The 25,009-nt window shown below is 74.4% G+C and carries 27 protein-coding genes; 16 read left to right on the top strand and 11 right to left on the bottom strand.

The window, feature by feature from the left end:
- Window positions 1-60 precede the first annotated feature (60 nt).
- From C5N14_RS10515 to C5N14_RS10495, 5 genes are all read right to left on the bottom strand, one after another.
- Window positions 61-333 carry a hypothetical protein gene (locus C5N14_RS10515; protein ID WP_117667899.1) on the bottom strand — a complete coding sequence of 91 codons (273 nt, stop codon included), beginning with the start codon at window positions 331-333 and terminating at the stop codon, window positions 61-63.
- 34 nt (window positions 334-367) lie between these two features.
- The gene (locus C5N14_RS10510; protein ID WP_117667898.1) at window positions 368-742 is read right to left on the bottom strand and encodes a hypothetical protein; all 375 of its coding nucleotides are present in this window, start codon (window positions 740-742) and stop codon (window positions 368-370) included.
- 174 nt (window positions 743-916) lie between these two features.
- Window positions 917-1,177, bottom strand: coding sequence for a hypothetical protein (locus tag C5N14_RS10505; RefSeq protein ID WP_117667897.1), 261 nt, complete (start codon window positions 1,175-1,177; stop codon window positions 917-919).
- 81 nt (window positions 1,178-1,258) lie between these two features.
- Window positions 1,259-1,732 carry a large conductance mechanosensitive channel protein MscL gene (gene mscL, locus C5N14_RS10500; protein ID WP_117667896.1) on the bottom strand — a complete coding sequence of 158 codons (474 nt, stop codon included), beginning with the start codon at window positions 1,730-1,732 and terminating at the stop codon, window positions 1,259-1,261.
- A gap of 21 nt (window positions 1,733-1,753) precedes the next feature.
- Window positions 1,754-2,455, bottom strand: a complete 702-nt coding sequence (locus C5N14_RS10495) for a FadR/GntR family transcriptional regulator (protein WP_117667895.1) — start codon at window positions 2,453-2,455, stop codon at window positions 1,754-1,756.
- A gap of 50 nt (window positions 2,456-2,505) precedes the next feature.
- Here C5N14_RS10495 and C5N14_RS10490 point away from each other — a divergent pair, with 50 nt between their 5' ends.
- The gene (locus C5N14_RS10490) at window positions 2,506-3,819 is read left to right on the top strand and encodes an MFS transporter (RefSeq protein WP_117667894.1); all 1,314 of its coding nucleotides are present in this window, start codon (window positions 2,506-2,508) and stop codon (window positions 3,817-3,819) included.
- Window positions 3,820-3,827: 8 nt separating this feature from the next.
- On the opposite strand, the gene C5N14_RS10485 is transcribed toward C5N14_RS10490, so the two are convergent.
- Window positions 3,828-4,184, bottom strand: a complete 357-nt coding sequence (locus C5N14_RS10485) for an STAS domain-containing protein (protein ID WP_117667893.1) — start codon at window positions 4,182-4,184, stop codon at window positions 3,828-3,830.
- Window positions 4,185-4,344: 160 nt separating this feature from the next.
- Between C5N14_RS10485 and C5N14_RS10480 the strand changes: the two genes are divergently transcribed.
- From C5N14_RS10480 to C5N14_RS10455, 6 genes are read left to right on the top strand one after another with little or no spacing between them, the layout of a single operon-like run.
- Window positions 4,345-5,202, top strand: coding sequence for an STAS domain-containing protein (locus tag C5N14_RS10480; RefSeq protein ID WP_117667892.1), 858 nt, complete (start codon window positions 4,345-4,347; stop codon window positions 5,200-5,202).
- Window positions 5,202-5,615: an STAS domain-containing protein gene (locus C5N14_RS10475; RefSeq protein WP_117667891.1), complete on the top strand. Its 414-nt coding sequence runs from the start codon at window positions 5,202-5,204 to the stop codon at window positions 5,613-5,615. The genes C5N14_RS10480 and C5N14_RS10475 overlap by 1 nt, the downstream gene beginning before the upstream one ends.
- Window positions 5,612-6,031, top strand: a complete 420-nt coding sequence (locus C5N14_RS10470; RefSeq protein WP_117667890.1) for an ATP-binding protein — start codon at window positions 5,612-5,614, stop codon at window positions 6,029-6,031. Before C5N14_RS10475 ends, C5N14_RS10470 begins: the two co-directional genes overlap by 4 nt.
- Window positions 6,028-7,044 carry a SpoIIE family protein phosphatase gene (locus C5N14_RS10465; RefSeq protein WP_117668007.1) on the top strand — a complete coding sequence of 339 codons (1,017 nt, stop codon included), beginning with the start codon at window positions 6,028-6,030 and terminating at the stop codon, window positions 7,042-7,044. The genes C5N14_RS10470 and C5N14_RS10465 overlap by 4 nt, the downstream gene beginning before the upstream one ends.
- Before the next feature lie 32 nt (window positions 7,045-7,076).
- Window positions 7,077-8,402, top strand: coding sequence for a sensor histidine kinase (locus tag C5N14_RS10460; RefSeq protein ID WP_117668006.1), 1,326 nt, complete (start codon window positions 7,077-7,079; stop codon window positions 8,400-8,402).
- Complete coding sequence (locus tag C5N14_RS10455; protein ID WP_207892695.1) at window positions 8,399-9,946, top strand: SpoIIE family protein phosphatase; 1,548 nt, start codon at window positions 8,399-8,401, stop codon at window positions 9,944-9,946. The genes C5N14_RS10460 and C5N14_RS10455 overlap by 4 nt, the downstream gene beginning before the upstream one ends.
- 62 nt (window positions 9,947-10,008) lie before the next feature.
- On the opposite strand, the gene C5N14_RS10450 is transcribed toward C5N14_RS10455, so the two are convergent.
- Window positions 10,009-10,320 carry a hypothetical protein gene (locus C5N14_RS10450; protein ID WP_243639406.1) on the bottom strand — a complete coding sequence of 104 codons (312 nt, stop codon included), beginning with the start codon at window positions 10,318-10,320 and terminating at the stop codon, window positions 10,009-10,011.
- Window positions 10,321-10,550: 230 nt separating this feature from the next.
- Between C5N14_RS10450 and C5N14_RS10445 the strand changes: the two genes are divergently transcribed.
- Together C5N14_RS10445 and C5N14_RS10440 are read left to right on the top strand one after the other, a co-directional pair.
- On the top strand, window positions 10,551-11,360 hold the full coding sequence (locus C5N14_RS10445) for a helix-turn-helix transcriptional regulator (protein WP_117667889.1): 810 nt from the start codon (window positions 10,551-10,553) through the stop codon (window positions 11,358-11,360).
- A complete protein-coding gene (locus C5N14_RS10440) occupies window positions 11,351-11,542 on the top strand; it encodes a DUF397 domain-containing protein (RefSeq protein WP_117667888.1) in 192 nt (63 codons plus the stop codon). Before C5N14_RS10445 ends, C5N14_RS10440 begins: the two co-directional genes overlap by 10 nt.
- On the opposite strand, the gene C5N14_RS10435 is transcribed toward C5N14_RS10440, so the two are convergent.
- The gene (locus C5N14_RS10435; RefSeq protein ID WP_117667887.1) at window positions 11,517-12,326 is read right to left on the bottom strand and encodes an AraC family transcriptional regulator; all 810 of its coding nucleotides are present in this window, start codon (window positions 12,324-12,326) and stop codon (window positions 11,517-11,519) included. The two genes, C5N14_RS10440 and C5N14_RS10435, sit on opposite strands and share 26 nt — an antisense overlap.
- Before the next feature lie 31 nt (window positions 12,327-12,357).
- Between C5N14_RS10435 and C5N14_RS10430 the strand changes: the two genes are divergently transcribed.
- The 5 genes from C5N14_RS10430 (at window position 12,358) to C5N14_RS10410 (ending at window position 16,890) form a co-directional block, all read left to right on the top strand.
- A complete protein-coding gene (locus C5N14_RS10430) occupies window positions 12,358-12,924 on the top strand; it encodes a TIGR03086 family metal-binding protein (RefSeq protein ID WP_117667886.1) in 567 nt (188 codons plus the stop codon).
- A 110-nt stretch (window positions 12,925-13,034) separates the two neighbouring features.
- The gene (locus C5N14_RS10425) at window positions 13,035-13,571 is read left to right on the top strand and encodes a PadR family transcriptional regulator (protein WP_117667885.1); all 537 of its coding nucleotides are present in this window, start codon (window positions 13,035-13,037) and stop codon (window positions 13,569-13,571) included.
- Entirely contained in the window at window positions 13,568-14,338 is a 771-nt protein-coding gene (locus C5N14_RS10420) for an ABC transporter ATP-binding protein (RefSeq protein WP_117667884.1), read from the top strand. The genes C5N14_RS10425 and C5N14_RS10420 overlap by 4 nt, the downstream gene beginning before the upstream one ends.
- Window positions 14,335-15,870 carry an FtsX-like permease family protein gene (locus C5N14_RS10415; RefSeq protein WP_117667883.1) on the top strand — a complete coding sequence of 512 codons (1,536 nt, stop codon included), beginning with the start codon at window positions 14,335-14,337 and terminating at the stop codon, window positions 15,868-15,870. The genes C5N14_RS10420 and C5N14_RS10415 overlap by 4 nt, the downstream gene beginning before the upstream one ends.
- Before the next feature lie 72 nt (window positions 15,871-15,942).
- Window positions 15,943-16,890 (top strand): threonine/serine dehydratase, encoded by a 948-nt coding sequence (locus C5N14_RS10410; RefSeq protein ID WP_117667882.1) that lies wholly within the window; start codon window positions 15,943-15,945, stop codon window positions 16,888-16,890.
- A gap of 82 nt (window positions 16,891-16,972) precedes the next feature.
- On the opposite strand, the gene C5N14_RS10405 is transcribed toward C5N14_RS10410, so the two are convergent.
- Window positions 16,973-19,066, bottom strand: a complete 2,094-nt coding sequence (locus C5N14_RS10405) for a S9 family peptidase (protein WP_117668003.1) — start codon at window positions 19,064-19,066, stop codon at window positions 16,973-16,975.
- Window positions 19,067-19,188: 122 nt separating this feature from the next.
- Here C5N14_RS10405 and C5N14_RS10400 point away from each other — a divergent pair, with 122 nt between their 5' ends.
- Entirely contained in the window at window positions 19,189-20,547 is a 1,359-nt protein-coding gene (locus C5N14_RS10400) for an FAD-binding oxidoreductase (protein WP_117667881.1), read from the top strand.
- A 55-nt stretch (window positions 20,548-20,602) separates the two neighbouring features.
- On the opposite strand, the gene C5N14_RS10395 is transcribed toward C5N14_RS10400, so the two are convergent.
- Both C5N14_RS10395 and C5N14_RS10390 read right to left on the bottom strand, forming a co-directional pair.
- A complete protein-coding gene (locus C5N14_RS10395) occupies window positions 20,603-21,034 on the bottom strand; it encodes a hypothetical protein (RefSeq protein ID WP_117667880.1) in 432 nt (143 codons plus the stop codon).
- A gap of 444 nt (window positions 21,035-21,478) precedes the next feature.
- Window positions 21,479-23,569, bottom strand: a complete 2,091-nt coding sequence (locus C5N14_RS10390) for a SpoIIE family protein phosphatase (RefSeq protein WP_117667879.1) — start codon at window positions 23,567-23,569, stop codon at window positions 21,479-21,481.
- 182 nt (window positions 23,570-23,751) lie between these two features.
- Here C5N14_RS10390 and C5N14_RS10385 point away from each other — a divergent pair.
- A partial coding sequence (locus tag C5N14_RS10385) for a HAMP domain-containing protein (protein ID WP_117667878.1) occupies window positions 23,752-25,009 on the top strand: 1,258 nt, incomplete at its 3' end.

The raw sequence follows: 25,009 nt of genomic DNA, 5'->3' as shown, positions 1-25,009 counted from the left end.
ATGTCATTGACCTGAAGTGGATCAACCCGCCCTGGGAGGGCAGCCTCGCCGTGGAGCGGATCAGTCCGCCTCGGCGGACACGCCGACCTCCATGATCCGCAGCCGGACCCCTGCCACGTTCTCCTCGACCATGCGGCGCAGCGCGCGGGCGTGGTCGAGGGTGTCGAGGGCGACCAGCACGTGGGCGGCCTCCCGGTCGGTGTCGTCCAGCCCCCACCAGCCGCGCACGAATCCCGGGCTGCGCCGCACCACGTCCGCCATGTGCGCGAACCGGGCCCGTTGCTCGTCCGCGTCGACCGCCTCGGCCTGCTGCTCCCCGATCAGGATGTACATCGGCCCACCATAGGGCCCGTGGGCTGGGCCGGGGTCACTCCTGCGGGGGCAGGCTCGTGGCGGGGACTTCGAGGCGTATCCGGCCGTCGGCGATGCCGGCGATCTGGTCGGCCAGCACGTAGACGGCGCCGGTCGGGGCGAGTTCGGTGGAGACCTTCAGGTAGCCGGTACGCAGCAGGCGGGCGGCCAGGTCGGCTGGCACGTCCGGCTCCTCGACCGCCGCCGACTCGATCAACTCGTCCAGGCTGCCGCCGGGGTCCGCGTCCGGCGCCTGCACGGTCACCGCGTTCGGATCGCCCCGCTGGACGAGGTCGACGGTGCCGACCTCCGCCCCGGTCACGTCGACCACCGGCATCCCGGTGGTGACGCGGGAGATGGTCGCCTGCTGATCGGTGCCCTGCTGCTCCATCCTGGCGCGGTTCCCGGACCGGCCGCCGGCTAAACGCCGTCCCCCCGCTCAGCCCGGTGGCGGCACCGGCCCCACACGCACCGTGGCGGCCCGGGCCGGCCCCGCCCAGAGCCGCCCCCGTAAACGGCCCGGCCGCCCCGTTCAGCGCCGCCCCGTTCAGGGCCGCCGCCCCGTTCAGGGTCGGGCGTCGGGTGCCGGCTGCCACGAGCCCGGCGGGCGGGGGGACAACTCGCGCCAGTCGTCGGCACCGGCGAGAAGCGCCCGCACGGTCTCCTCCGCCTCCTCGACGCTCGGGTACTCGTAGAACTGGGAGACGCCCTCCGCGCCGCCGGCCCGCTGCTCGACGTGCCACTGGTCACCGTTCACCCGGAGGAAGACGTCCCGCCGCGCCAGCCGCCCCCACTTGCCGTTCCACCAGTGCTTCCGCTGCTCCATGGCGGGACTCTATCGAACATGTGTACGACACGAGTCGGCCCCCACGGAACACCCGTGGGGGCCGGTGTGCCGGCCGGTGAGTCAGCGCGGGGCTGGCGGCTCCGGCCTGCGACCGAGCACGTCGTCCAGGGCGCCCCGCTGCTGGCCCGGGGTGGCGTGGCCGGCGGCGACCAGCGCGTCCCGGATCTCGGTGAGCAGCTTGACCTCCTCGCTGGGGGCGGCCGGCGGCGGCTCCTCGCCGCGCTTACGCCGCTCGGCCAGCTTGTTCATCGGGTAGACGACCAGGAAGTACAGCGCCGCCGCGGTCAGCGCGAAGGTGATCGCCGCGTTGACGAACGCCACCCAGTCGAACGGGATGCCGCGAAACATGGGGGTCGAGCCGGTGAGGCCGTCCTTGTTGCCGGTGATCAACACGATGAAGACCCTGACCAGGGGCTCCAGGAACGATTTGGTGAGCTGGGTGACCACGCCCGTGAACGCGGCGCCGATGACGACGCCGACCGCGAGGTCGACGACGTTCCCGCGCATGATGAAGTCTTTGAAGCCTTTGAGCATCCGTACTCCCGTGATGTCCGGTTACCGTCCGGGGCAAGCTGTTCCCCCCGGCGAGGGCTCCAGAAAAGCACCGGCCTCGCGGGCTGCCAACCCCGGGTCGCCGTCCCGGATCGCGGCGACCAGCCGGTCGTGGTCGACGTACCGCTCGGGCTTCAGCTCGTCACCCATCGCCTGGGCGACGGTGCTGCGCAGCGCCGCGCCGACCGACGCGTACAGCTCGGCGAGCATGGCGTTGTGCGCGGCGGCCACCACCGCCGTGTGCAGCGCGGCGTCCGCCTCGACGAACTCGCCGACCCGGCCCGCGCGCCAGGCGGCCTCGCGGACGGCGAGCGCGTCGTCGAGGGCGGCCAGGTCCTCCGGGGTACGCCGCAGCGCGGCGAGCCGGGCGGCCTCCACCTCGAAGGCTCGGCGCACCTCGACCACCTCGGTCGTCCGGTCGTCGGTGAGCCGGCGGGCCACCACCGGGGCCAGCTCGTCGGTCGACACCACGTACGTGCCGGAGCCCTGACGGCACTCCAGCACCCCGGCGTGCACCAGGGCACGGACCGACTCGCGGACGGTGTTGCGCCCCACCCCGAGCGCGGCGACGAGTTGGGGCTCGGTCGGGATGCGCCCGCCGACCGGCCACTCGCCGCCGAGGATGCGGGACCGGAGCTGCTCGATCGTCTGCCGGACCCGGTGGCCGCGGGGTGGCACGGGCACGGAATCCACCGACGGTGTCACTGGTTACATCACCGGACCAAAATTCATCCCATGATTGTAGGTTGAAGGCCATGACCCCGCCACCGACCGCCATCGCGGACCCCGTCACCGGGACGGACCGGCCCGGCCCGGCCGCCGACGCCACCTCGGGTCCGGCCCCCGGTGCCGCACCCGCGCCGGTCCGGAGGGAGCAGCGGCCGGTCACCGGCGGGCTGCTGGTGCTGGTCGGCATGCTGCTGGTCGCGGTCAACCTGCGCGCCGCCGTGACCAGCCTCGGCGCCCTGCTCGACGAGGTCCGCACCGGCCTCGGGCTCTCCGGGGCGACCGCCGGGTTCGTCACCACCCTGCCGACCATCGCGTTCGCCGGGCTCGGCGCGCTGACCCCGTGGCTGGTCCGTCGGTTCGCCCCGGCCCGGGTGCTGGTGGTCGCCATGGCGTCCCTGGCCGTCGGGCAGGTGCTGCGGGTGGTCACCGACTCGGCGCTGGTCTTCGTGGTCACCAGCGCGCTCGCGCTGGCCGGCATCGCGGTGGCGAACATCCTGCTGCCCATGCTGGTCAAACAGCACTTCCCGCACCGCACCGGGCTGGTCACCGGGGCGTACACGATGGCGTTGACGGCGGGCACGACGGTGGCCGCCGCGTCGGCCGTGCCGGTCGCGCACGCCTTCGGCTCCTGGCGGGCCGGGCTCGGCGTCTGGGCCGGGCTGGCCGCGGTGGCCGTACTCCCGTGGGTGCCGCTGGCGCTGCGGGCCCGCGCCGCGCGCCGGGCCGGGACCCCGGCGGTGGCCGCCGCCGCGCCGGCCCGGGTCCGGCCGGCGCGGACCCGGCTCGGCTGGGCGATGGCGGTCTACTTCGGTGCCCAGTCGCTGAGCGGGTACGCGATCATGGGCTGGCTGGCCCAGCTCTTCCGGGACGCCGACTTCGCGCCGGAGGCGGCCGGGCTGCTGCTGGCCGGGGTGACCGCGCTCGGCGTGCCGGTGGCGCTGCTGATGCCGGCGCTGGCCGGTCGGCTGCGGACGCTGCGCCCGCTGGTGCTCGGGCTGACCGGCTTCTCCACGGCGGCCTACCTGGGGCTGGCGTTCGCGCCGCACGACGCCGCGCTGCTCTGGGTGGCCCTGCTCGCCCTCGGTCAGGGCGCTTTCCCGCTGATCCTCACCACCATCGGGCTGCGCGCCCGCACGGCCGAGGGGACGGTGGCGCTGTCCGCCTTCGCGCAGAGCACCGGGTACGTGATCGCCGCGCTCGGCCCGCTGCTGGTCGGCATCCTCTACGAGGCGACCGGGGGGTGGACCGCGCCGATCGGGTTCCTGCTCGCCGCCCTGGCCGTGCAGACGGTCGCGGGACTGGCGATCGCTCGTCCCCGGTTCATCGAGGACGAGCGCTGAAGGGTCGGTCAGGAGGTGGCCGGCGTGGGGTCGCCCGCGACGGCCTGCTCGACCGTCGGGTAGGTGTGCAGCACCTCGACCAGCCCGCTGACCTCAAGGATGCGCAGTACGCCGCGTTGCGGGGCGGCCAGCCGGACCACGCCGCCGGCCTCGTCGCAGCTGTTCTTGGCGCGCACGAACACGGACAGCCCGGTCGAGTCGCAGAACGAGACGTCGGCCAGGTCGAAGACGAGGCGGCTGCGACCCTTGTCGAGCAGGTCCGTGATCTGGTCCTGGAGCTGCGGTGCCGTCGCCATGTCCAGCTCGCCCGCGACCGAGACGACGACGAGGTCGCCGCGCTGTTCCGTGTGCACCGTCAGGGACATTCGGACCTCCTGTTATCGGGTGGAACGGTATCCCACGTTCGGGGTTTTCCGCTGAACGGGAGCGGCGGCCGTGTCCGCCACCATTTCTTTGTCCCGTGACAACTAGTTGCTGTGTACCCGGTGGTAGAGTCCGGCCGGTCCAGGCCAGAGGGAGGATGCCGTGGCGTTGAGCGCGGAGGAAAACGGTCGGCTGACCGGTCTGCTGAGCGAGCACGCCGAGCGGGTCGTACAGCGCTGGACGGAGGTCGCCACCGCGTCGCTGCGCGGCCGACTCAGCCAGGCCGAGCTGCGCCGCCAGGTGCAGGACCTGCACCGTAGCATGGTGGAAGCGGGGCGGGGCGGCTCGTTCGATCTTGAGTCGGAGTCGGCCGGCGAGCTGCGCGCCGTGCTCGCCGAGCTGTCCAGGGGCCGGGCCCGGCAGGGCTTCACCGCCACCGAGACGGCGGTCAGCGTGTACGGCCTCAAGGACGTCCTGCTGGAGCTGCTGGAGTCCGACGCGGACACCGCCCTCCGCGACTATGTGGCCTTCTCCTCGCTGGTCGACCAGATGGGGCTGTTCACCTTCGAGAGCTTCGTCCGTACCCGGGAGGGCCTGATCGCGGACCAGGCCGAGCAGCTCCTCGAACTCTCCACCCCGGTCGTCAAGATCTGGGAGGGCGTGGTGGCCGTGCCGCTGGTCGGCACGCTCGACTCGGCCCGGGCCCAGGTGGTGATGGAGCGGCTGCTCCAGACCCTGGTCGACACCAGCTCGCCGTACGCGATCATCGACATCACCGGCGTGCCGGCGGTGGACACCCAGGTCGCCCAGCACATCCTCAAGACGGTGGTGGCCGCCCGGCTGATGGGCGCCGACTGCATCATCTCCGGCATCCGCCCGCAGATCGCCCAGACCATCGTCGCGCTCGGCATCGAGTTCGGCGACATCGCCACCAAGGCCAGCCTGGCCGACGCGCTGCGCCACGTGCTGCGGCTGACCGGGGCGGAGACCGCCCGCCGGCAGCCGCGCCGGGAGTCCTGATGGAGCGGGTGCCGGTCCTGAAGATCGGCGACATCCTGCTCGTGTCGATCCAGGTCGACATGTCCGACCAGACGGCGGTCCAGCTCCAGGAGGACCTGGCCGAGCGGATCGTCGCCACCGGCTGCCACGGCGTGATCATCGACATCACGGCGCTGGACATCGTCGACTCGTTCGTCGGCCGGATGCTGTCCACCATCGCCTCGATCTCCAGGGTGCTCGACGCCGAGACGGTGGTGGTCGGGATGCGTCCCGCCGTCGCCATCACCCTGGTCGAGCTGGGCCTGTCGCTGAACGGCATCCGTACCGCGCTGAACGTCGAGCGGGGCATGGAGCTGATCGCGGCAGCGCAGGCCGACGACTACGACTACTCCGCCGAGGACGAGCCGGACGACGAGACGACGGCCACGAGATGACCGCCGGCATCGACCTGGGCCACCCGCAGGCGCAGGCGATCCAGAGCGACGAGGACGTGGTGCGGGTCCGCCAACTGGTACGGACGGTGGCGGTGGCGGCCCGGCTCTCCCTGGTCGACCAGACCAAGCTGGTCACCGCGGCCAGCGAGTTGGCGCGCAACACCCTGGTCTACGGCGGGGGCGGCGTCGCCGAGGTGACCACCGTGGACAACGGCCGGCGGCGCGGCATCCGGATCGTCTTCGCCGACGACGGCCCCGGCATCGTCGACCTGGACCTCGCCCTCACCGACGGCTACACCACCGGCGGCGGCCTCGGACTCGGCCTCAGCGGCGCCCGACGGCTGGTCGACGAGTTCGACATCGTGACCGGGTCGGGCCAGGGGACCCGGATCACGGTCATCAAGTGGTCCCGATGACCGCCGACGCCGTGTCCGACCACGGCCTGTGGTTCCGGGTGGAGAGCGGCAGCGCGGCCAGCGCGGTCCGGCGGGCCGCCGAGCGGTTGGGCCAGCAGCTCGAAATCGGTGCGGTCCGCACGGCCGAGCTGGCGATCGTCGCCGCCGAGCTGACCAGCAACCTGGTGAAGCACGCCGAGGACGGGGTGCTGCTGCTGCGCCCGGTGCGCCGGGGCGGACAGGCCGGTGTCGAGCTGGTCGCCATCGACTCCGGGCCCGGCATGGCCGACCTGACCATGTCCTCCCGGGACGGGCACTCCACCGCCGGGACGCTCGGCATCGGCCTCGGCGCCATCCTGCGGCAGACCGACTGGTTCGACGGCTACTCCCGGCCCGGCAGGGGCACCGTCCTGGCCGTGCAGGTCTGGCCGCGGGGGCCCCTCCCGGCGCTGTCCTGGGCCGGCGGGCTCACCCGACCGCTCACCGGCGAGTCGGTCAGCGGCGACGGGTACGCCGTCCGGATCGCCGAGGGACGGCACCAGGTGCTGACCTGTGACGGTCTCGGCCACGGGCCGCTGGCGGCGGCGGCCACCGACGCGGCGCTGGCCGCGTTCCGGGCCGCCCCGGCCGGGTCGCCGGCGGCGGTGGTGCAGCACCTGCACCGGGCGATGTCGCACACCCGGGGCGCGGCGCTGGCCGTCGCCGAGCTGGCACCGGACGCGGGGCTGCTGCGGTTCGCCGGGCTGGGCAACATCTCCGCGTCCGTGGTGGCCGAGGGTGAACGGCGGCGGGGGCTGGTCTCCCTGCCCGGGATCGCCGGCCACCAGCGACCCGTCGTCCGGGAGTACGAATATCCCTTCCCGACCGGGGCGTCGCTGGTGATGCACAGCGACGGTGTGGTGGACCGTTGGCAGCTCGACGACTATCCCGGACTGGTCGCCAGCGGCCCGCTCGTGATGGCCGCGACCCTGCTGCGCGATGCTGGGCTGCGTCGGGACGACGCCTGCGTCCTGGTCGCCCGGGCGCCGTCGTGACCGGGCCGGCGGCCGGCCCGCCGCTGCTCCAGATGGCGCTGCGGGTCGAGCACGACATCTTCGTGGTCCGGCAGCGGGGCCGGGAGGTGGCCATGGCGGTCGGCCTGGAACACCAGGACCAGGTCCGGCTCGCCACGGCCCTCAGCGAGGTGGCCCGGGACCTGCTGCACGCCGTCGGCGGTGCGGACGTCATCTTCGCCGTCGACCTCGACGCGCAGGGCCCCCCGCAGGTGCGGGTGGACCTGGCCCCGGTGAGCCCGCTCCCCGACGGCCGGTACGAGCCGCACTCCGGCGCGGTGGCGCGACTGGTGGACATGTTGGGCGTGGTGGACCGGGAGGGCGATACGGTCGTGAGGATGTCCCGACGTGTCCCGGCGACCGCACAGGCGCTGACCCCGGAGCGACTTGCCGAGCTGCGAGCCGAGCTCGCCAGCAGCGCTCCCGGCAGCGCCCTGGACGAGCTCGCGTCGCAGAACGAGCAGCTCATCGCCGCCCTGGACGAGGTGCGTAGCCAGCGCGACGAGCTGGCCGTGCTCAACGAGGAGCTCCAGGAGACCAACCGGGGTGTGATGGCCCTGTACAACCAGCTCACCGAGGAGCTGGAGGAGACCAATCGGGGGGTGGTCGCGCTCTACGCCGAGCTGGACGAGAAGTCCGCCCAACTCCGTACGGCCAGCGAGTCCAAGAGCCGGTTCCTGGCCAACGTCAGCCACGAGCTGCGCGCCCCGGTGACCGCGATCATCGGGCTGAGCCGGCTGCTGGCCGACTCCGCGTCCGACCCGCTGACCGAGGAGCAGGCCCAGCAGGTCGGGCTGATCCGGTCCTCGGCCACCGACCTGCTCAGCCTGGTCAACGAGCTGCTCGACCTGGCCAAGGCGGAGTCCGGGCGGCTGGAGCCGAACTGGGCCGAGGTGGACCTGCGGGCGGTCTTCGGCCAGTTGCGCGGCACCCTGCGCGCGCTGTCCACCAGGCCAAAGGTCGAGCTGGTGGTGGAGGACCCGCCCCCGCCGGGGACGGTCCGCTCCGACGAGGTGCTGCTCGCCCAGGTGCTGCGCAACCTGCTGCACAACGGGCTCAAGTTCACCGAGCGGGGCGAGGTCCGGATGCGGGCGGAGGTCCGCGACGAGCGGTGGCATCTGTCGGTCACCGACACCGGCGCCGGCATCGCCCCGGAGCTGCACGAGCGGATCTTCGAGGAGTTCTACCAGGTGCCGGGGAGCACCCGAATCGGCGGCACCGGCCTCGGCCTGCCGTACGCGCGCCGGGTGGTGCGCCTGCTCGGGGGCACCCTGGAGCTGACCAGCGAGCCGGGCCGGGGCAGCACGTTCACCGTCACCCTGCCGATCGGCGGGGAATGACCGTGGAGGGCGGCCCGGTGACCGTGCTGGTGGTCGACGACAGCCGTACGAAGCGGTACCTGCTGGTGAGTTGGCTCAGCCGAGCCGGCTTCGCGACGCTGGAGGCGGAGACCGGCGGAGAGGCGCTGGCCCGGATCGGGGTGGACCCGATCGACCTGGTCGTACTCGACGTCCGGCTGCCCGACCTGACGGGCTTCGACGTCTGCGAACGGATCAAGAAGGCCCAGCCGGCGATACCGGTGATCCACGTGTCGGCGCACGCCATCGACGTGGCGGATCGGGCCCAGGGCCTGACCCGGGGCGCGGACGCCTACCTGGCCGAGCCGATAGAGCCGGAGGAACTGGTCGCCACCGCCCACGCGGTGCTGCGCTACTACCGGGCCCGGCAGCGCGCCGAACTGCTCGCCGAGCGGCTCACCGGGCTGGCCGAGACGACCGTGGCGGTGCACGCCGCGCCGAACTTCGCCCGGCTGCTGGAGGCGGCGGCGGCCGGTGCCGCCCGGATCTTCAAGGGCCCGGCGGTGGTGGTGGCGGAGACCTTCGACGGCGACTGCCTCGCCGGGGTCTGCGCCGGTCCGGGGGGCGAGCCCCGGATCGTGCCGTGGGTCGTCGACGACACGGGGGTGCCGACCGGCTCCACCGTGCGGATCGACGACCCCGGCAACTGGGGACTGGTCGACTGGCCGGCCGGCGACCGGGTGACCGTGGCCGCGGCGAAGCTGCGCGGGGACCGGGCACCGCTCTACGTGGTGGTGCCGACGGGCACCCAGACCCCCGGGTCGCCGGTGCTGGTGCAGGTCGCCCAGGCCGTGGCGGCGGCGGTGGAGGCGCAGCGCTCCTTCGACGAGGAGCACCGCATCGCGGTCACCCTGCAACGCAGCCTGCTGCCCCGCCGGATCCCGGAGATCGCCGGGCTCGACCTCGCCGTGCGGTACGAGCCGGCCAGCGCGCAGACCGAGGTGGGCGGCGACTTCTACGAGCTGGTGATGCTGGACGGCCACCTGCTGATGGCGATCGGCGACGTCGCCGGGCACTCCCTGCACGCCGCCACGGTGATGGCGGAGCTGCGGCACGCGGTGCGCGCGTACGCCGTCGAGGGGCACCATCCGGGCGCGATCCTGCACCGGGTCAACGAGCTGATGCGGACGCTGCTGCCCAACGAACTGGCCACCATCTGCCTGCTGCTGCTGGAGCCGAACTCCGGTCACGTCCGGCTGGCCAGCGCCGGCCACCTGCCGGCGCTGATCAGCCTGGACGGCACGGTGGAGTACGTCCAGCACTCGGCCCCGCTGCTCGGCGTCCGCGCGGATCGCCCCGCCGACCTGGAGTTCGTGCTGCCGGCCGGGGCGACGCTGGTGCTCTACACCGACGGGCTGATCGAGCGGCGGGACACCACGATCGACGAGGGGCTGGCCGCCCTGGCCCGCTGCGCCGACGTGGTGGACGCCGACCTGGACGCGTTCTGCCAGCGGCTGCTGGTGGAGCTGGCCCCCACCGAGATCAACGACGACGTCGCGGTGGTGGCCCTCCGCCGCCGAAGGTGAACGGAGAGGCATCTTGTTGACGCCCCCGGCACCGTCGGCGCCTCCGGCATAGCAGGCCCCCTTCAACTCCCGCTCTCGCGCAGCCAGCCGAGGAAGCGGCGGTACAGAACCCCGGCCGGCGGCGCGGTGTACGGATGCAGCCGGGTGAGCTGGTCGCCCGCCTCCAGCATCAGGCCGGCGAGGTACACGGCGAGCGTGACGGGGGAGTCGGCGTACTCGTGACGCAGCCGAAGCCGGGCCGGCGAGCAGGGCCACGGGCCCGCGCAGACCCGGCAGAGCCAGATCGGCCTGACCGGGAGGTGTTCCCGGACCACCGGCCGCCGGGCCGGCAGCGCCGCGGCCCGGGGCGGATCCGGCGGGTGGTTCTCCGGCATGGGGCCTGCCTCTCCGTTGCGCCTCGGGTGGTGCGGGGGCGGGCCGCCGTGCCCGGCCCGCCCCCGCGCGGTTCCGCCCGGGTCGGGGATCTCGGGGGGAGACGGCCGGGCGGTCCCGCTGGGTTCACAGTCTGGTGATCGGACGGTTACCGTGAGAAGGCTCGCCGCCCGGACCAGCCGGGCGTCGCGGCCGTGGTCCCGCAGGTCCCGAGGGTGTACGGAGGCTGTCCGTGGAGAGATCGCCGATGCTCGACCACTTCGCCGAGGAGTTGCGGCTGGCCCGGTCGGCCGCCGGGCTGTCCCAGGCGGCCCTGGCCGAGGCGGTCAGCTACTCGGCCGCCCTGATCGCCAAAATCGAGACCGGCGACCGGCGGCCGAGCGGGGACCTGGCCCGACGCTGCGACGCGGTGTTCGGCGCGGGCGGCCGGTTCGCCCGCATCCAGCGCCGGATCAGCCGGGAGACGGTGGTGCCGTACTTCCGCGAGTGGGCGGGGATCGAGCAGGAGGCGACGGCGCTGCGCGGGTACGAGCCGCTCTACGTCCCCGGCCTGCTCCAGACCGAGCGGTACGCCCGCGCGGTCCTCTCAGGAAGCGGACTGCTCTCGGCGCAGGAGGTCGAGCGGCAGGTCGCCACCCGGCTGGACCGGCAGGAGATCCTGACCCGGGACCGGCCGCCGACGCTGACCGTGGTGGTCGACGAGTCGGTGCTGCGCCGCCCGGTCGGCGGCCCGGAGGTGCTGCGGGAGCAGTTGCGCCACCTGGTCAAGGTCGGCGAGGGGCTGCCCCGGGTGCGGATCCACGTGGTGCCGCTCGCCGTGGGGGCCTACGCCGGGCTGGAGGGCCCGTTCGTCATCGCCACGCCGCCGGTGGGCGAGGATATGGTCTATGTGGAGACTCAGCTCGGCAGCCAGGTCACAGACCGCCCGGAGGACGTGCGCCGGATGGTCGACGTCTGGGAGTCGATCCGGGGCGAGGCCCTGCCCCACCAGCGGTCGGTCGAGCTGATCGCGGAGACGACGGAGGCGGAACCATGGACCTGAGCACTGCCCGGTGGCGCACCAGCAGCCGCAGCAACGGCACCGGCGGCAACTGCGTCGAGGTGGCCGTCAACCTGCCCGGCGTGGTGGCCGTACGCGACTCGAAGGACCGCTCCGGGCCGGTGCTGGCCTGTTCCCCGGCCGCCTGGCGGGCCTTCCTCACCGGCCTGCGGCCGGCCGGCTGAGCGACCGGGCGTACGCGGTCGGGGAGATCCCGGTGGCGGCGGTGAACTCGCGGACCAGGTGGGCCTGGTCGGCGTAGCCGAGGTCGGCGGCGAGGGCCGCCCAGTCCACCGGCCCACCGGCGGCCTGCTCGATCGCCTCCTGGACCCGGTACCGCCGGATCACCCACTTCGGGCCGACGCCCACCTGGTCGAGGAAGAGGCGTTGCAGCCGCCGGGTGGTCGTCCCGTGCCGCCGGGCCAGGTCGTCGACCCGCAGCACGCCCCGGTCGGCGCGGATCTCCTCGGCCAGCGCCATCGCCTCCGCCGTCGACGGGTCGGGGCGCGGGTCCCAGGCGGCCAGCAGGTCGTCCAGGGCGGCGCACCGCTCGTCGTCCGTACCGGCGCAGAGCCGTCGGCCCGCGACGAGGCCGGCGGCGAGCGGGCGGCGCTCGCCGGTCAGCTCGGCGACCGGCCGCCGCCAGAACGGCCGGAAGCCGCCCGGGCGGAACTGCACCCCGCTGACCCCGCCGGTGCCGGTCAGGGTGATCCGGAACAGCTCCCGCCCGACGCCGGCCACCTCGGCGGTCTCCCGACCGTCGCCGTCGCGCTGGAACACCGCGTTGACCGCCGGGTGCGGGAGCACCCGCTGCTCGAACGGCTCGTCCAGCTCCCAGTCGATCAGCCAGTAGAGCTCGACGTACGGGCGCAGCGCGGCGGCGGGCAGCCGACGGCGGAAGCGGACCTCGCGCAGCAGCCGACGGGGGTCGAGGATGCCCCTGCTGTCCCCGCGCGGCTGGTGTCGCATTTCTTCAAGACCACCCTCGTACGCTGCCCTTATGGCCACGAAGACTAGTGAACTCCTGGCGGAAGCCGCGCCGCGCGCCGTCGCGGTGGTCCGGGCGATCCGTGACGACCAGCTCGACCTACCCACCCCGTGCGCGGACTACTCCGCTCGGGACCTCGTGAACCACCTGTACCAGGTGGTGGTCAACTTCCAGGAGTTGGCCGCCAAGCGGCCGGCGAACTGGGACAAGACCGACTACCTGACCGACGGCTGGCGGGACCGGTTCGCCGCCGAGACCGAGCGGCTGATTGAGGCGTGGGCGGACCCGGCCGCGCTGGAGGGCGTTTCGCCCGGGATGGGGCTGCCCCAGGAGACGGTCGGGGAGATGGGGCTGATCGACCTCACCGTGCACGCCTGGGACCTGGCCCGGGCCACCGGCCAGCCGTTCGACGCCGCGCCGGACGCGATTGCCGTCCTGCACGCTTTCATGGACCGGATGGGAGAGACGGGCCAGCAGATGGGTGCCTTCGCCGCCCCGGTCGCCGCCCCGCCGGACGCCTCCCCGCTCGACCTCGTCCTGGCCCGGATGGGCCGGCACCCCGGCTGGTCGGCGAGCTGACCCGGCAGCGCCGGCGGCCCACCGGGCTGCCCCGTCCGGAGGGCCGAACCGCCAGGGTGGCCGGACGTGGCGAGTTGACTCGACTATTCTCCCAGTGAATAGTGATTGGGGTGTCGACCCCACACGTGTTGCTCGGCCTGCTGGCGCAGGGGAGCAGGCACGGCTATGAGCTGAAACGGGCCCATGACCAACGGCTGCCCCGGGCCCGGCCGCTGGCGTTCGGGCAGGTCTACGCGACGCTCGGCCGGTTGCAGCGGGACGGGCTGGTGGCGCCCGCCGGCCAGGACCGCGACGGCGGGCCGGACCGCACGACGTACGCGCTCACCGGCGCCGGGCGCGACGCGCTGGACCTGTGGCTCGCGGAGGTCGAGCCGCCCCTGCCGTACGTCACCAGCACGCTCTTCGCCAAGGTGCTGGTGGCGTTGCTGGTCGCCGACGCCGAGCGGGCGAGGGAATACCTGGTCGCCCAGCGCCGGGCGCACACCGACCGGCTCCGCGAGCTGACCGCGGTCAAGACGGACCCCTCGGCCACCCTCGACGACGTCGTCGCGGCCGACTTCGCCATCGCCCACCTCGACGCCGACCTGAGGTGGTTGCACACCACCCTGGAGCGGGTCGCCGACTGGCACCGGGAGGTGCACTCGTGACGGAACTCCAAGCTCGCGGCGTGGTGAAGGCGTACGGGCCGACACCAGCGCTGCGCGGGATCACCCTCGACGTCGCCGAGGGGGAGATCGTCGCGGTCACCGGCCCGAGCGGCTGCGGCAAGTCCACCCTGCTGTACTGCCTGGCCGGCATCCTCCGTCCGGACGCAGGCCAGGTCACCTGGCGGGGCGAGCGGATCGACACCTGGTCCGAGGCGGCCCGGTCAAGGCTGCGGCGTACCGAGTTCGGGGTGCTCTTCCAGTTCGGCCAGCTCGTGCCCGAGCTGACCGCGGCGGAGAACGTCGCACTCCCGCTCCTCCTCGCCGGCACGGGGCGGCGAGCGGGGCGGACGGCGGCGCTGGCCTGGCTGGACCGGCTGGGCGTGGCGGACCTGGCCGACACCCGGCCCGGCGAGATGTCCGGCGGGCAGCAGCAGCGCTGCGCGCTGGCCCGGGCGTTGGTCACCGAGCCCCGGGTGCTCTTCGCCGACGAGCCGACCGGCGCGCTGGACACGCTGGCCGGCGAGCAGGTGCTCGGCCACCTCGTCCGGCTGTCCCGGGAGCAGCGCACCACGGTCGTGCTGGTCACCCACGAGCCACGCGTCGCCGGGTACGCCGACCGCGAGGTGATGCTCCGCGACGGGGTGGTCGACGGCACGGGTCTGGGGATCGAAGTTCCGTCGTCGGGCGGCCCGGGCCGGTCGACGGGCGGGCTCGGCCTGCTGGTCGGCGATGCAGGGGCCGGCTCGGTGCAGGACGGGCTGCGGTGAGGCCCGGCACCCTGGTCCGGCTCGCCCTCGCCGGCACCCGGACCGACAAGGTGCGGGTGGCGCTGACCGCGCTCAGCGCCGCGCTGGCCACCCTCGCCGGGCTGGCGGCGCTGACCGTGCTGGCCATCCCGACGCCGCTGCGCACCGACGACAACCCGGCCCGCTGGTCCCTCCAGTACGCCAACACGCTGCTGCGGGAGCCGGGGCTGCGCGGCGGGACGGCCTTCGCGCTGCTGCTGCTCGCCGTCCCGGTGCTGGCGTTGGCCGGGCAGTGCGCCCGGCTCGGCGCACCAGCCAGGGACCGCCGGCTGGCCGCCCTGCGACTGGCCGGGGCCACCCCCGGCCAGGTCACCCGGCTCGCCGTGCTGGAGACCGGGGTGGCCAGCCTGTTCGGCACCGTCACCGGCCTGGTGGCCTTCCTGTCCGCCCGTGGGCTGCTCGACCGGCCCGACGCGCACGGCCAGCTCGCCCTCCCCACCGACGTGCTCCCGTCGCCGGTCGCGCTGGCGGCGGTGGTGCTCGGCCTGCCCGCCGTCGCGGCGGCGGGCACCGCGCTGCTGCTGCGCCGGGTCGCCACCACGCCGTTCGGAGTGGTCCGCCGAGCCGGCCGGGACCGTGCGCCACGCCCCTGGTTCGCGTTGCTCATCCTGGTCGGCCTGGCCGTGTTCGCCGCCTACCATCCGGTGAACTCCTGGTACCGCCACCGGGACATGGAACCGCCGCTGCTGCTCCTGCCGATGCTGCTCGTCGCTGGCGGGATCGCCGCCACGGTCGGGTCGGTGCTCGCCTCCGCCTGGTTCTCGCACACCGCCGGCCGGCTGTTGCACCACCTCGCCCGGGGGCCGGCAGCGCTGTTGGCCGCCCGCCGGCTCACCGCCGACCCGTGGGCCGGCAGCCGTACCTTCGCCGCGCTGCTGGCCGCCGTACTGCTCGGCGGCGGCGCGGCTGGCATGCGGGCCAACGCGCAGGCCAGGTACGACATCGAGCGGGCCGAGTACCGACTGATCGGGGACCTACACGCCCCGAACCCGTTCTACCTTCAGACCATCAGCCTGGTCGACCTCGCCGTCGCGATTGCCGTGACCATCGCGGCCGGCGGGTTGCTGGTCGCGCTGGTCGAGGGGATCGTGGCCCGCCGTCGGGCGTACGCGGCGCTGGTCGCCCAGGGCGTCCCCCGGGGTGTGCTGGGCCGGTCGATCACCTGGCAGGCGCTCGCCCCGGCGGTGCCGGCGGTGCTGCTCGCCCTGACCGTGGGGCTGCTGCTCGGCCGGCGCTTCGCGGGCCCGGTGCGCACCGGCGTCGTCAGCGGCAAGGTCTGCGAGGCGACCGCCGAACTCTGCGCCGACCCGGCCACCCGGGAGCGGTACCTGCGTACGATCGCCCCGCCGAAGCGGTACTTCATGCCCGACGTACCGCTGGAGCACCTGGCCTTGTTCGGGGCCGGCGCGCTGGCTGCGGTGTCCCTCACGGTCCTGGTCGGGTTGCTCTTTCTGCGCGCCAGCACGAGGGTGGAGGAGTTGCGGGCGACCTGACGGGTGTGCCGGTGCCGGGGCGGTCGGCGCCCGGGTCGAGCGTGGCCTCGTCGTCGGCGGGAGGATGGCGGGATGGACCTCGTGACGCTCGACGACATCCGGGTCGCCGCCGCCGACATCGCCCCGACCGTGCTTCGTACGCCGCTGTTGCGCGCCCCGTGGGACGGCGGGCTGTGGCTGAAGCCGGAGAGCCTGCAACCGGTCGGCTCGTTCAAGCTGCGCGGCGCCACCCACGCGGTTGCCCGCCTCGACGGGGCCGGGCGGGGCCGGGGCGTGGTCACCCATTCGTCCGGCAACCACGGGCAGGCCCTCGCGTACGCGGCCCGGGCGGCCGGGGTGCCGTGCACGGTGGTGGTGCCGGAGGGCGCCCCGGAGGTGAAGATCGCGCGGATGCGGGCGTTCGGTGCGACGGTGCTGCTCGTCCCGCCGGTGCAGCGGCTGGCCGAGGCGCAGCGGATCGTCGCCGAGGCCGGGGCGGTGCTGGTGCCGCCCTTCGACGACCGGCGGATCATCGCCGGCCAGGGCACGGTCGGCACGGAGATCGTCGACGACCTGCCCGACGTGGACGTGGTGCTGGTGCCGGTCGGCGGGGGCGGCCTCGCGTCCGGGGTCGCCACGGCGCTGCGGGCGCTGCGCCCGTCGACCGCCGTGATCGGCGTCGAGCCGGAGCTTGCCGCCGACGCCCGGGAGTCGCTCGCCGCCGGGCGGGTGGTGCCCTGGGACGTCGAGCTGACCTACCGCACCTGCGCGGACGGGCTGCGCACCAACCTGTCCGAGCTGACCCTGGCCCACCTGCGGGACCGCCTCGACGGCATCGTCACGGTGACCGAGGAGGAGATCCGGGCGGCGGCCGGCCTCCTGATCAGGGACGCCCGGCTGGTGGTCGAGCCGAGCGGCGCGGTGGCGACGGCCGCCCGGCTGTTCCGCTCCGGCGAGCTGCCGGCGGGCCGTACCGTCGCCGTGGTGACCGGCGGAAACGTCGATCCGGCCCTGCTCGCCGACCTGGTCACCGCCTCCTGACGGCGCGCCCCGCCGCCGGCCACCGCCGCGCCCGCGGCCGGCCTCCGCCGGGTGGCGGAGGCCGGGTGGAGAGGGCTTCCCCCTACGCCGCCTTCAGACGGTCGAGGATCCAGGCGTTGATGAACGCCTCCTCGCGCCAGGAGTCGTACCGGCCGCTGGGGCCGCCGTGACCGGCGCCCATCTCGGTCTTGAGCAGGTAGTCGCCCCGGGGGGCGACCGCCCGCAGCCGGGCGATCCACTTCGCCGGCTCGTGGTAGAGCACCCGCGTGTCGTTGAGGCTGGTCACCGCGAGGATGGCCGGGTAGTCCACCGCCGTCACGTTCTCGTAGGGGGTGTACGACTTCATGTACGCGTAGACCTCCGGGTCGTCGAGGGGGTTGCCCCACTCCTCCCACTCGGTCACGGTCAGCGGCAGCGACGGGTCGAGGATCGAGGTGAGCGCGTCCACGAAGGGCACCTGCGCGACGATGCCGGTGAACGCCTCCGGGGCCAGGTTGGCCACCGCGCCCATCAGCAGGCCGCCGGCCGAGGCGCCCCGGGCCACCAGCCGGTCCGTCGACGTCCAGCCCGAGCCGGTCAGGTGCCGGGCGCAGGCGACGAAGTCGGTGAAGGTGTTCTTCTTGGCCAGCAGCTTGCCCTCGTCGTACCAGCGGCGGCCCAGCTCGCCGCCGCCCCGGATGTGCGCCACCGCGAAGATCACCCCCCGGTCCAGCAGGGACAGCCGGGCCACCGAGAACCACGGGTCCATGCTCGCCTCGTACGAGCCGTACCCGTAGATCACGCAGGGGGCGGAGCCGTCGCGCGGGGTGCCGGCCCGGTGGACCAGCGAGATCGGGACGCGGGTGCCGTCGTCGGCGAGCGCCCAGTCCCGGTGCTGCTCGTAGTCGGCGGGGTCGTACTCCCGGCCGTCCGGGCCGGGCCGGACCGGCTTGCGCCGGCGCAGCACCAGCTTTCGGGTGACCAGGTCGTAGTCGTACACCGAGTCCGGGGTGACCAGCGAGGAGTAGCGCAGCCGGACCTGCCGGGTGTGGTACTCCGGGTTGCTGTCCAGCCCGACGCTGTAGATCGGCTCCGGGAAGTCGATGTCGTGGCCGTCGCCGCTGCCGATCGGCAGCACCCGCAGCCCGGTCAGCCCGTTGCTGCGCAGCGAGACGACCAGGTGGTCGGCGAAGGCGTCCACCGCCTCCAGCCGGGTGCCGGGGGTGTGCGGGATCAGCGGCACCCAGTCGCCCGGCGCGTCCGCCGAGGTGAACGCCAGCGCGAAGTCCTCGGCGTCGTGGTTGTGCAGGATCAGGAAGCGGTGCCCGTGGTGCTCGACGCTGTATTCGACGCCCTGCCGGCGGGGGGCGACGAGGGCCGGCTCGCCGGTGGGGTTGCCGGCCGGGATCACCCGCACCTCGCTGGTGATCTTGCTGTGGCTGTCGATCAGGATGAACTTCTCCGACCGGGTCAGCTCGACGCCGACCCAGAACCGCTCGTCGTCCTCCTGGTGGACGACGACGTCCTCGGCGGCCCGGGTGCCGATCAGGTGCCGCCAGACCCGGTTGGGCCGCCAGGCGTCGTCCACCGTGACGTAGAACAGCACCGAGGCGTCCGCCGACCAGGCTGCGCCGTAGGAGGTGTCGGGCACCTCGTCGGGCAGCACCTCGCCGGTACTGAGGTCCTTGACCCGCAGGGTGAACCGCTCGTCGCCCGAGAAGTCCGTCGAGTACGCCAGCCACCGGCCGTCCGGGCTGACGTCGAACGCGCCGAGCGAGAAGAAGTCGTGCCCCTCCGCCAGCAGGTTGCCGTCGAGCAGCACCTCCTCGCCGTCGAGCGGGGCGCCGTCGGCGCTCACCGGCGGCTCGGTCTCACCGTCGCGGACGGCCCGGCGGCAGTGCACGCCGTACTGCTGGCCCTCGACCGTGCGGGTGTAGTACCAGTGGCCGCCCTTGCGGGTCGGCACCGACAGGTCGGTCTCCTGGGTGCGGCGCCGGGTCTCCTCGAACAGGGTGCCGCGCAGCTCCTCCAGGTGGGCGGTGCGCGCCTCGGTGTACGCGTTCTCCGCCCTCAGGTGGGCGATCGTCTCCGGGTCGTCCTTGGCGGCCAGCCAGGCGTACTCGTCGACGACCTTGTCGCCGTGGTGGGCGCGCTCGGTGGGTACCTGCTTGGCGACGGGCGGGATCTCGGTGGTCACGCCGGTCAGGTTACCGGCCGGCCGGGTCGTCGCCGGGGCGCTGTGGGGGGCCGGCATCCGCGTCCCCCGACTCCGGACGTGGCGCCCCGCCGCTTTGTTCGAACACCTGTACGATAGCCGCCATGGCGGCAGCAGCGCGGTCGACCGACCGGTCCGGGGCAATGAGCATCACCCGTCTACTCACCGAGATCTGCGGTCCGCCCTTCGCCCGCTTCGGCGGAGCGGCCGACGAGGTCGCCGGGCGGCCGGCCCGGTGGGTGGCGGTGCCCGGCGACCCGTCCGCCGCGGCCGAGGTGCTCCGGCTGGCCGCCGCTCACGACCTGACGGTGGTGCCCCGGGGTGCCGGCACGAAGATCGACTGGGGGGTCGCCCCGGAGCAGGTCGACATCATGCTCGACACCGGCCGGCTGGCCGGCATCGGTCACCAGCCGGCGGACGCCCCGGTGGCTGAGATCGGCGCGGGCACCCCGCTGCGCGCGGCCCAGGCGGTCCTGGAGCGCACCGGGCGGCGCCTCGCCCTCGACGCGCCCTCGCCCGGGGCGACGGTCGGCGGGGTGCTGGCCGCCGACGAGTCCGGCCCGCTGCGGCACCGCCACGGCGGCCCCTGCGACCAACTGGTCGGGGTGCGGTACCTGGCCGCCGACGGCGAGCTGACCAGCGCGGGCGGCGGCGCGCCCGGCCTGGAGCTGGCCCGGCTGCTCTGCGGCTCGCAGGGCGGCCTCGGGGTGCTGGTCTCGGCCACCCTGCGGGTGCAGCCGGTGCCGGCCAGCCGGGCCTGGGTCAGCCGCCCCGTGGGAAGCCCGCTGGAGCTGCCCGACCTGGTCCGGGCGGTGCTCGCGGCCCGGCTCGACCCGGCGGCCGTCGAGCTGGACCTGCCGGCCCGGGCGAACCGGGCGCGCCCGGTGCCGCATCCCGACGACCCGGCGGCGGCTGCCCGCGCCCGGCACCCCTCGATGTTCCGCCGTGCGGCGCCGCCGGCCGGGGCGGGCACCCTGGCGGTGCTGCTGGAGGGCGGCCCCACCGACGTCCCCGAACGGGTGGAGAGGCTGCTCGCCCTGCTCGGCGACGAGGCGACCGTCGACCACTCGGCGCCGACGTGGTGGCGGAGCTATCCGTTCGGCCCGGGCGAGACCGCGCTGCGCATCGAGGTGCCGACCACCGACCTCCACGCGGCCGTCTACGCGCTGCGCGACGCGGCCGGCGGCCCGGTCCCGATCCGGGGCTCCGCCGGGCAGGGCGTGGTGCACGCGGCCCTGCCCGGCTCCCTGCCCGCCGAGCGGGTGGCGACGATCGTCACCGGCGTGCGCCGGGTGCTGCTCGCCCGGCGCGGCCGGTGCGTCGTGGTCGCGGCGCCGCCGCCGGTACGACAGGCGGTCGACCTCTGGGGCGAGCTGACCTCGCTGCCCCGACTGCGGGCGGCGAAGCAATACCTCGACCCCCACCAGCGCCTGGCCCCCGGCCGCCTCCCGGGCGGCCTGTGACTGCCGCATCCTCCGCGCCGGGGACGTGGCAGCCGTTCCGGTCATGCGGAGGCGATCAGTCCAGCCACCACCGGTGCATGTCGCCGACGGCGGGGATGAGGCGAAGCAGGGGTAGGGCAACCGCGCTGACGATCCCCGCCAGCAGCAGGGCCCGGGCCGGGCGGGACAGCTCGTGCCAGGTCCGGGCGAGCAGCGGCAACGAGACCATGGCCAGCGCTGGGCTGACCAGGAAGCCGACCAGGTAGAGCAGCGCGACCAAGGCGTAGAACCAGGTGAACGGGTTCATCCCAGACGGTCCGAAGGGGACCAGATCCTTCGGGTCGTAGTGGCCGGTGAGCATGTCAGCGGGACCGGCCCCAGTTGCGGCCATCCGTCCGAGGTAGAGGGCGGTCACCAGCAGGAAGGCACCCGCGAAGGCCAGGTGAATCGTGGTCAGCAGCCGGACCGATGACGGGGCCCGCGCGCCGGTGGCCGCCGTCGTCGACATGCGGGGAACCTAGCACCGGCGGAGCAGGTGTGCCCATCCTGCGCGTCGGCCCGCCTGTCAGGAGGGGCGCTCGGTGGTCCCCGGTCGGCCGGGGACCGTGGCCCGGGCGGAGCTGTGGGCGCGGCGGCTCGATGCCGTGGGACGCCGCCTATGGAGCTGAGTCGTCCACGTCATCACCGCTGGGCGGGGGCCACCGCCGTCGCGTTACCCACCGCCCCGTCCGGTCGTTCGCTTGCGGTCGCCGGTCGCCGGTCGCCGGTCGCCGGTCGCCGGTCGCCGGTCGCCGGTCGCCGGTCGCCGGTCGCCGGTCGCGGGTCGCCGGTCGCCGGTCGCGGTGGGCGTGGGTGATGTCGTATTCGACTCAGCTCCATAGGCGCCGGGAGGCATACCTGCTGTGGAGCGGCGCCCACGCCAGGACCCCCAGACTCCCTGACCAGAGCGGGCTCAGAGCCGGTCGTTGCGCAGTACCAGGATGGCGATGTCGTCGCGGGGCGCCTCGACCGAGAACCCGATCGCGGCCGAGCGCAGCCGGGCGGCCACCACGTCGGCCGAGTACCCGGCCAGCGGCGCGGCGGACTCCCGCAGCCGATCGGTGCCGAACAGCTCCCGGCCCCGGCGGCGCTCGGTCACCCCGTCGGTGTAGAAGATCAGCGAGTCGCCGGGGTCGAGCGCGACGCGTGCCGTCGGCGAGCTGATCGCGTCGAGCAGGCCGAGCGCGGTACCGCTGGCACCGACGAACTCGGCCCCGTCGCCCGCCCGCAACAGCACCGGCCGGTCGTGCCCGGCCAGGTGCAGGGCCACGTCCAGCCGGTCGCCCTCGCCCGGCCCGACCGCCGCCAGCGCCAGCGTGCAGTAGCGCCCGCCGCCCCGCTCGACCAGCGTCTCGTTGAGCCGGCCCAGGACCTCCGGCAGCGGCTTGCCGTCGCCGACCAGCACCCGGATGACGTCCCGGACCAGCCCGGTGACGGCCGCCGCCTCGACCCCCTTGCCGGACACGTCGCCGACCACCACCAGCCAGCGCCCGTCTGGCAGCGGGAGCACGTCGTAGAAGTCGCCGCCGACCTCCGCCTCGTCCCCGGTCGGCACGTACTCGGCGGCGAAGCCGATGCCCTCGACCACCGGCAGGACCGGCGGCAGCAGCGACTGCTGGAGGGTCTGCGCCACCCGGCGCCGCTCGGCGTGGATGCGGGCGTTCTCGATGGCCAGCGCGGCCCGCCGGGCCACGTCCTCCAGCACGGCGACCTCGTCCGGGTCGTGCCGGTGGCGCTGGTGGCGGCCGACCGCCAGGGTGCCCAGCCGCTGGCCGCGCGCCACGAGGGGGACGGCGAAGCCCTCCATCGGCCCGCCGAGCGGCACCTGCGACCCGGTCCGGGACGCCTCGCGCAGCCGGGCCTGCACCGAGTCCGTCCCCGTCTCCCGGAGCACCTTGTGCAACTGCGGCAGCACCGACTCGTCGGCGTGGGTGGCCGCCGCGAGCCGCAGCCGCCCCCACTCGTCGGCGGTGTGCACCGCGCACCACTGGCCGAGGCGGGGGACCACCAGTTGCGGGATCAGCGCCATGGTCAGCTCGACGTCCAGGGACTGGGCCAGCAGCTCGCTCGCCTCGGCCAGGAAGGTCAGCCACGCCTGCCGGCGGACATCGGCCCGGCGTAGCCGGTCGTTCTCCAGGTGCAGCGAGAGCCGCTCGGCGGTCAGCACCGCCAGCGGCCGGGCGTACGTCGAGGGGGCGGCGTCCAGCTCCAGTTCCCCGGCGTACGGCCGGTGCACCGCCAGCGGCACCCGGAGCAGCTCGTTGCCGGCGCGCGGGGTGCGGCCGTAGCGGGCCAGCACCTGCGTGCCCTGCCCGTCGCCCCGGTCCAGCCGGACCACGCCGCCGGCCGCGCCGACCATCTCGGCCAGCCGGGTGAGCAGGTCGGTGGCGAACTCGGGCAGCGGGTCCTCGGCGTACTGGTCGGGAGCCGTCTGCATCAGCTCGCTCATCGCCCCGGCGCTCGGTCCCGGGTGCTCGGTGGCCGGGCCGCCGCCGGAGCGGGTGGTCGCCGGGCCCCACCCGCCGGCGGGCGGCGGGCCGGCGGCGACCGGTTGCCCGCCGGCGTCGCGCCGGTCCAGCCGGAACCACACCCCCTTGCCGGTGGGCAGGTACGTGGTGCCCCACCGGCTGGCGAAGTGGTCGACCAGCAGCAGCCCCCGGCCCCGCTCGGAGACCTCGTTGATCTCGGAGCTGTCGTTGCGGACGCCCACGGTCAGCTCGTCGACCGAGCCGGCGGCGAAGTCGGAGACGGTGACGGTCAGCCCGACGTCGTCGGCGACGACCTCGATGTCCAGTTCGGTGCGGGCGTGCTCGACGGCGTTCGTGGTCAGCTCGGTGGTCAGCAGCAGGGCCTCGCTGAGCAGGTCGTCGAGGCGCGCTACGGACAGCACGGACCGGACCAGGGCGCGCGCGGCGGCCGGCGTCCGCCGGTCGGCGGGCAGCCGTACGCGCCGGACGCGCTCGTCCGGCGCGTCGAAGGTCGCCGGCCCCGCCTCCGCTGACACCTTCGTATCCTCCACCGCCGCCCGCCGGTAAGCCAAGCCGGCCCGGGGGCCGGGCCGTGAGCTGCTTGGACGCGCGGCGACCCGGCGGGCGGCGCGGCGCGGCATCGACGCTCGGCCGGGCACAATGATGGGATGGCCGGTGTGCCGGCAGGCCCCGGCGGCCCCGAACTGAGCGAGGAATGATGACCACGGCGAAACACTCGGTAGCCGCGGACCCGTCCGCGCCGGACCAGGCCGCCCTGCTCAGCGAGTTGGCGGAGGCGCTGCGCCGGGTGCGCGGCGGTGACCTGAAGGTCCGGCTGCCCCGGCGGGCGGGCCCGGCCGGCGAGGTGGCGGACGCGTTCAACGACGTGGTGGCCCTCCAGGAGCGGCAGCACCTGGACCTGCGCCGGATCAGCCGGATCGTCGGCCGGGACGGCCGGCTCACCGAGCGCCTCGACGAGGAGGGGCTGGAGGGCTCCTGGGCGGAGGGGCAGCGGGCGGTCAACTCGCTGATCGACGACCTCGGCCGCCCGACGACCGAGATCGCCCGGGTGATCGTGGCCGTGGCCGACGGCGACCTCTCCCAGCACATGGCGCTGGAGATCGACGGCCGGCCGCTGCGCGGCGAGTACCTGCGGATCGGCCGCACGGTCAACACGATGGTCGACCAGCTCTCGTCCTTCTCCAACGAGGTGACCCGGGTGGCCCGCGAGGTGGGCACGGAGGGCAAGCTCGGCGGCCAGGCCGACGTGCGCGGGGTCGCCGGCACCTGGAAGGACCTCACCGACTCGGTGAACACCATGGCGTCGAACCTGACCGGCCAGGTGCGGTCGATCTCCCAGGTGGCGACGGCGGTGGCCAAGGGCGACCTGTCGCAGAAGATCACGGTCGGGGCGCGCGGCGAGGTCGCCGAGCTGGCCGACACCATGAACTCGCTCACCGACACGCTGCGCCTCTTCGCCGAGCAGGTGACCCGGGTCGCCCGGGAGGTGGGCACCGAGGGCAAGCTCGGCGGCCAGGCGGAGGTGCCGAACGTCGCGGGCACCTGGAAGGACCTCACCGACAGCGTCAACTCGATGGCCTCGAACCTGACGGCCCAGGTGCGCAACATCGCCCAGGTGTCCACGGCCGTCGCCCGGGGCGACCTGTCGCAGAAGATCACCGTCGCCGCCCAGGGCGAGATTCTGGAGCTGAAGGACACCGTCAACACGATGGTGGACCAGCTCTCGTCGTTCGCCGACGAGGTGACCCGGGTGGCCCGCGAGGTGGGCATCGAGGGCAAGCTCGGCGGCCAGGCCCAGGTGCGCGGGGTCTCCGGCACCTGGCGCGACCTCACCGAGAACGTCAACCAGCTCGCGGGCAACCTGACCAGCCAGGTCCGCAACATCTCCCAGGTCTCCACCGCCGTCGCCAAGGGCGACCTGAGCCAGAAGATCACCGTGGACGCCCAGGGCGAGA

Source organism: Micromonospora sp. MW-13, from assembly GCF_003434305.1.
Classification (GTDB): Bacteria; Actinomycetota; Actinomycetes; order Mycobacteriales; family Micromonosporaceae; genus Micromonospora.
The sequence above is the reverse complement of the archived record's forward strand: the minus strand, read 5'-3'. Positions and strand labels throughout refer to the sequence as shown.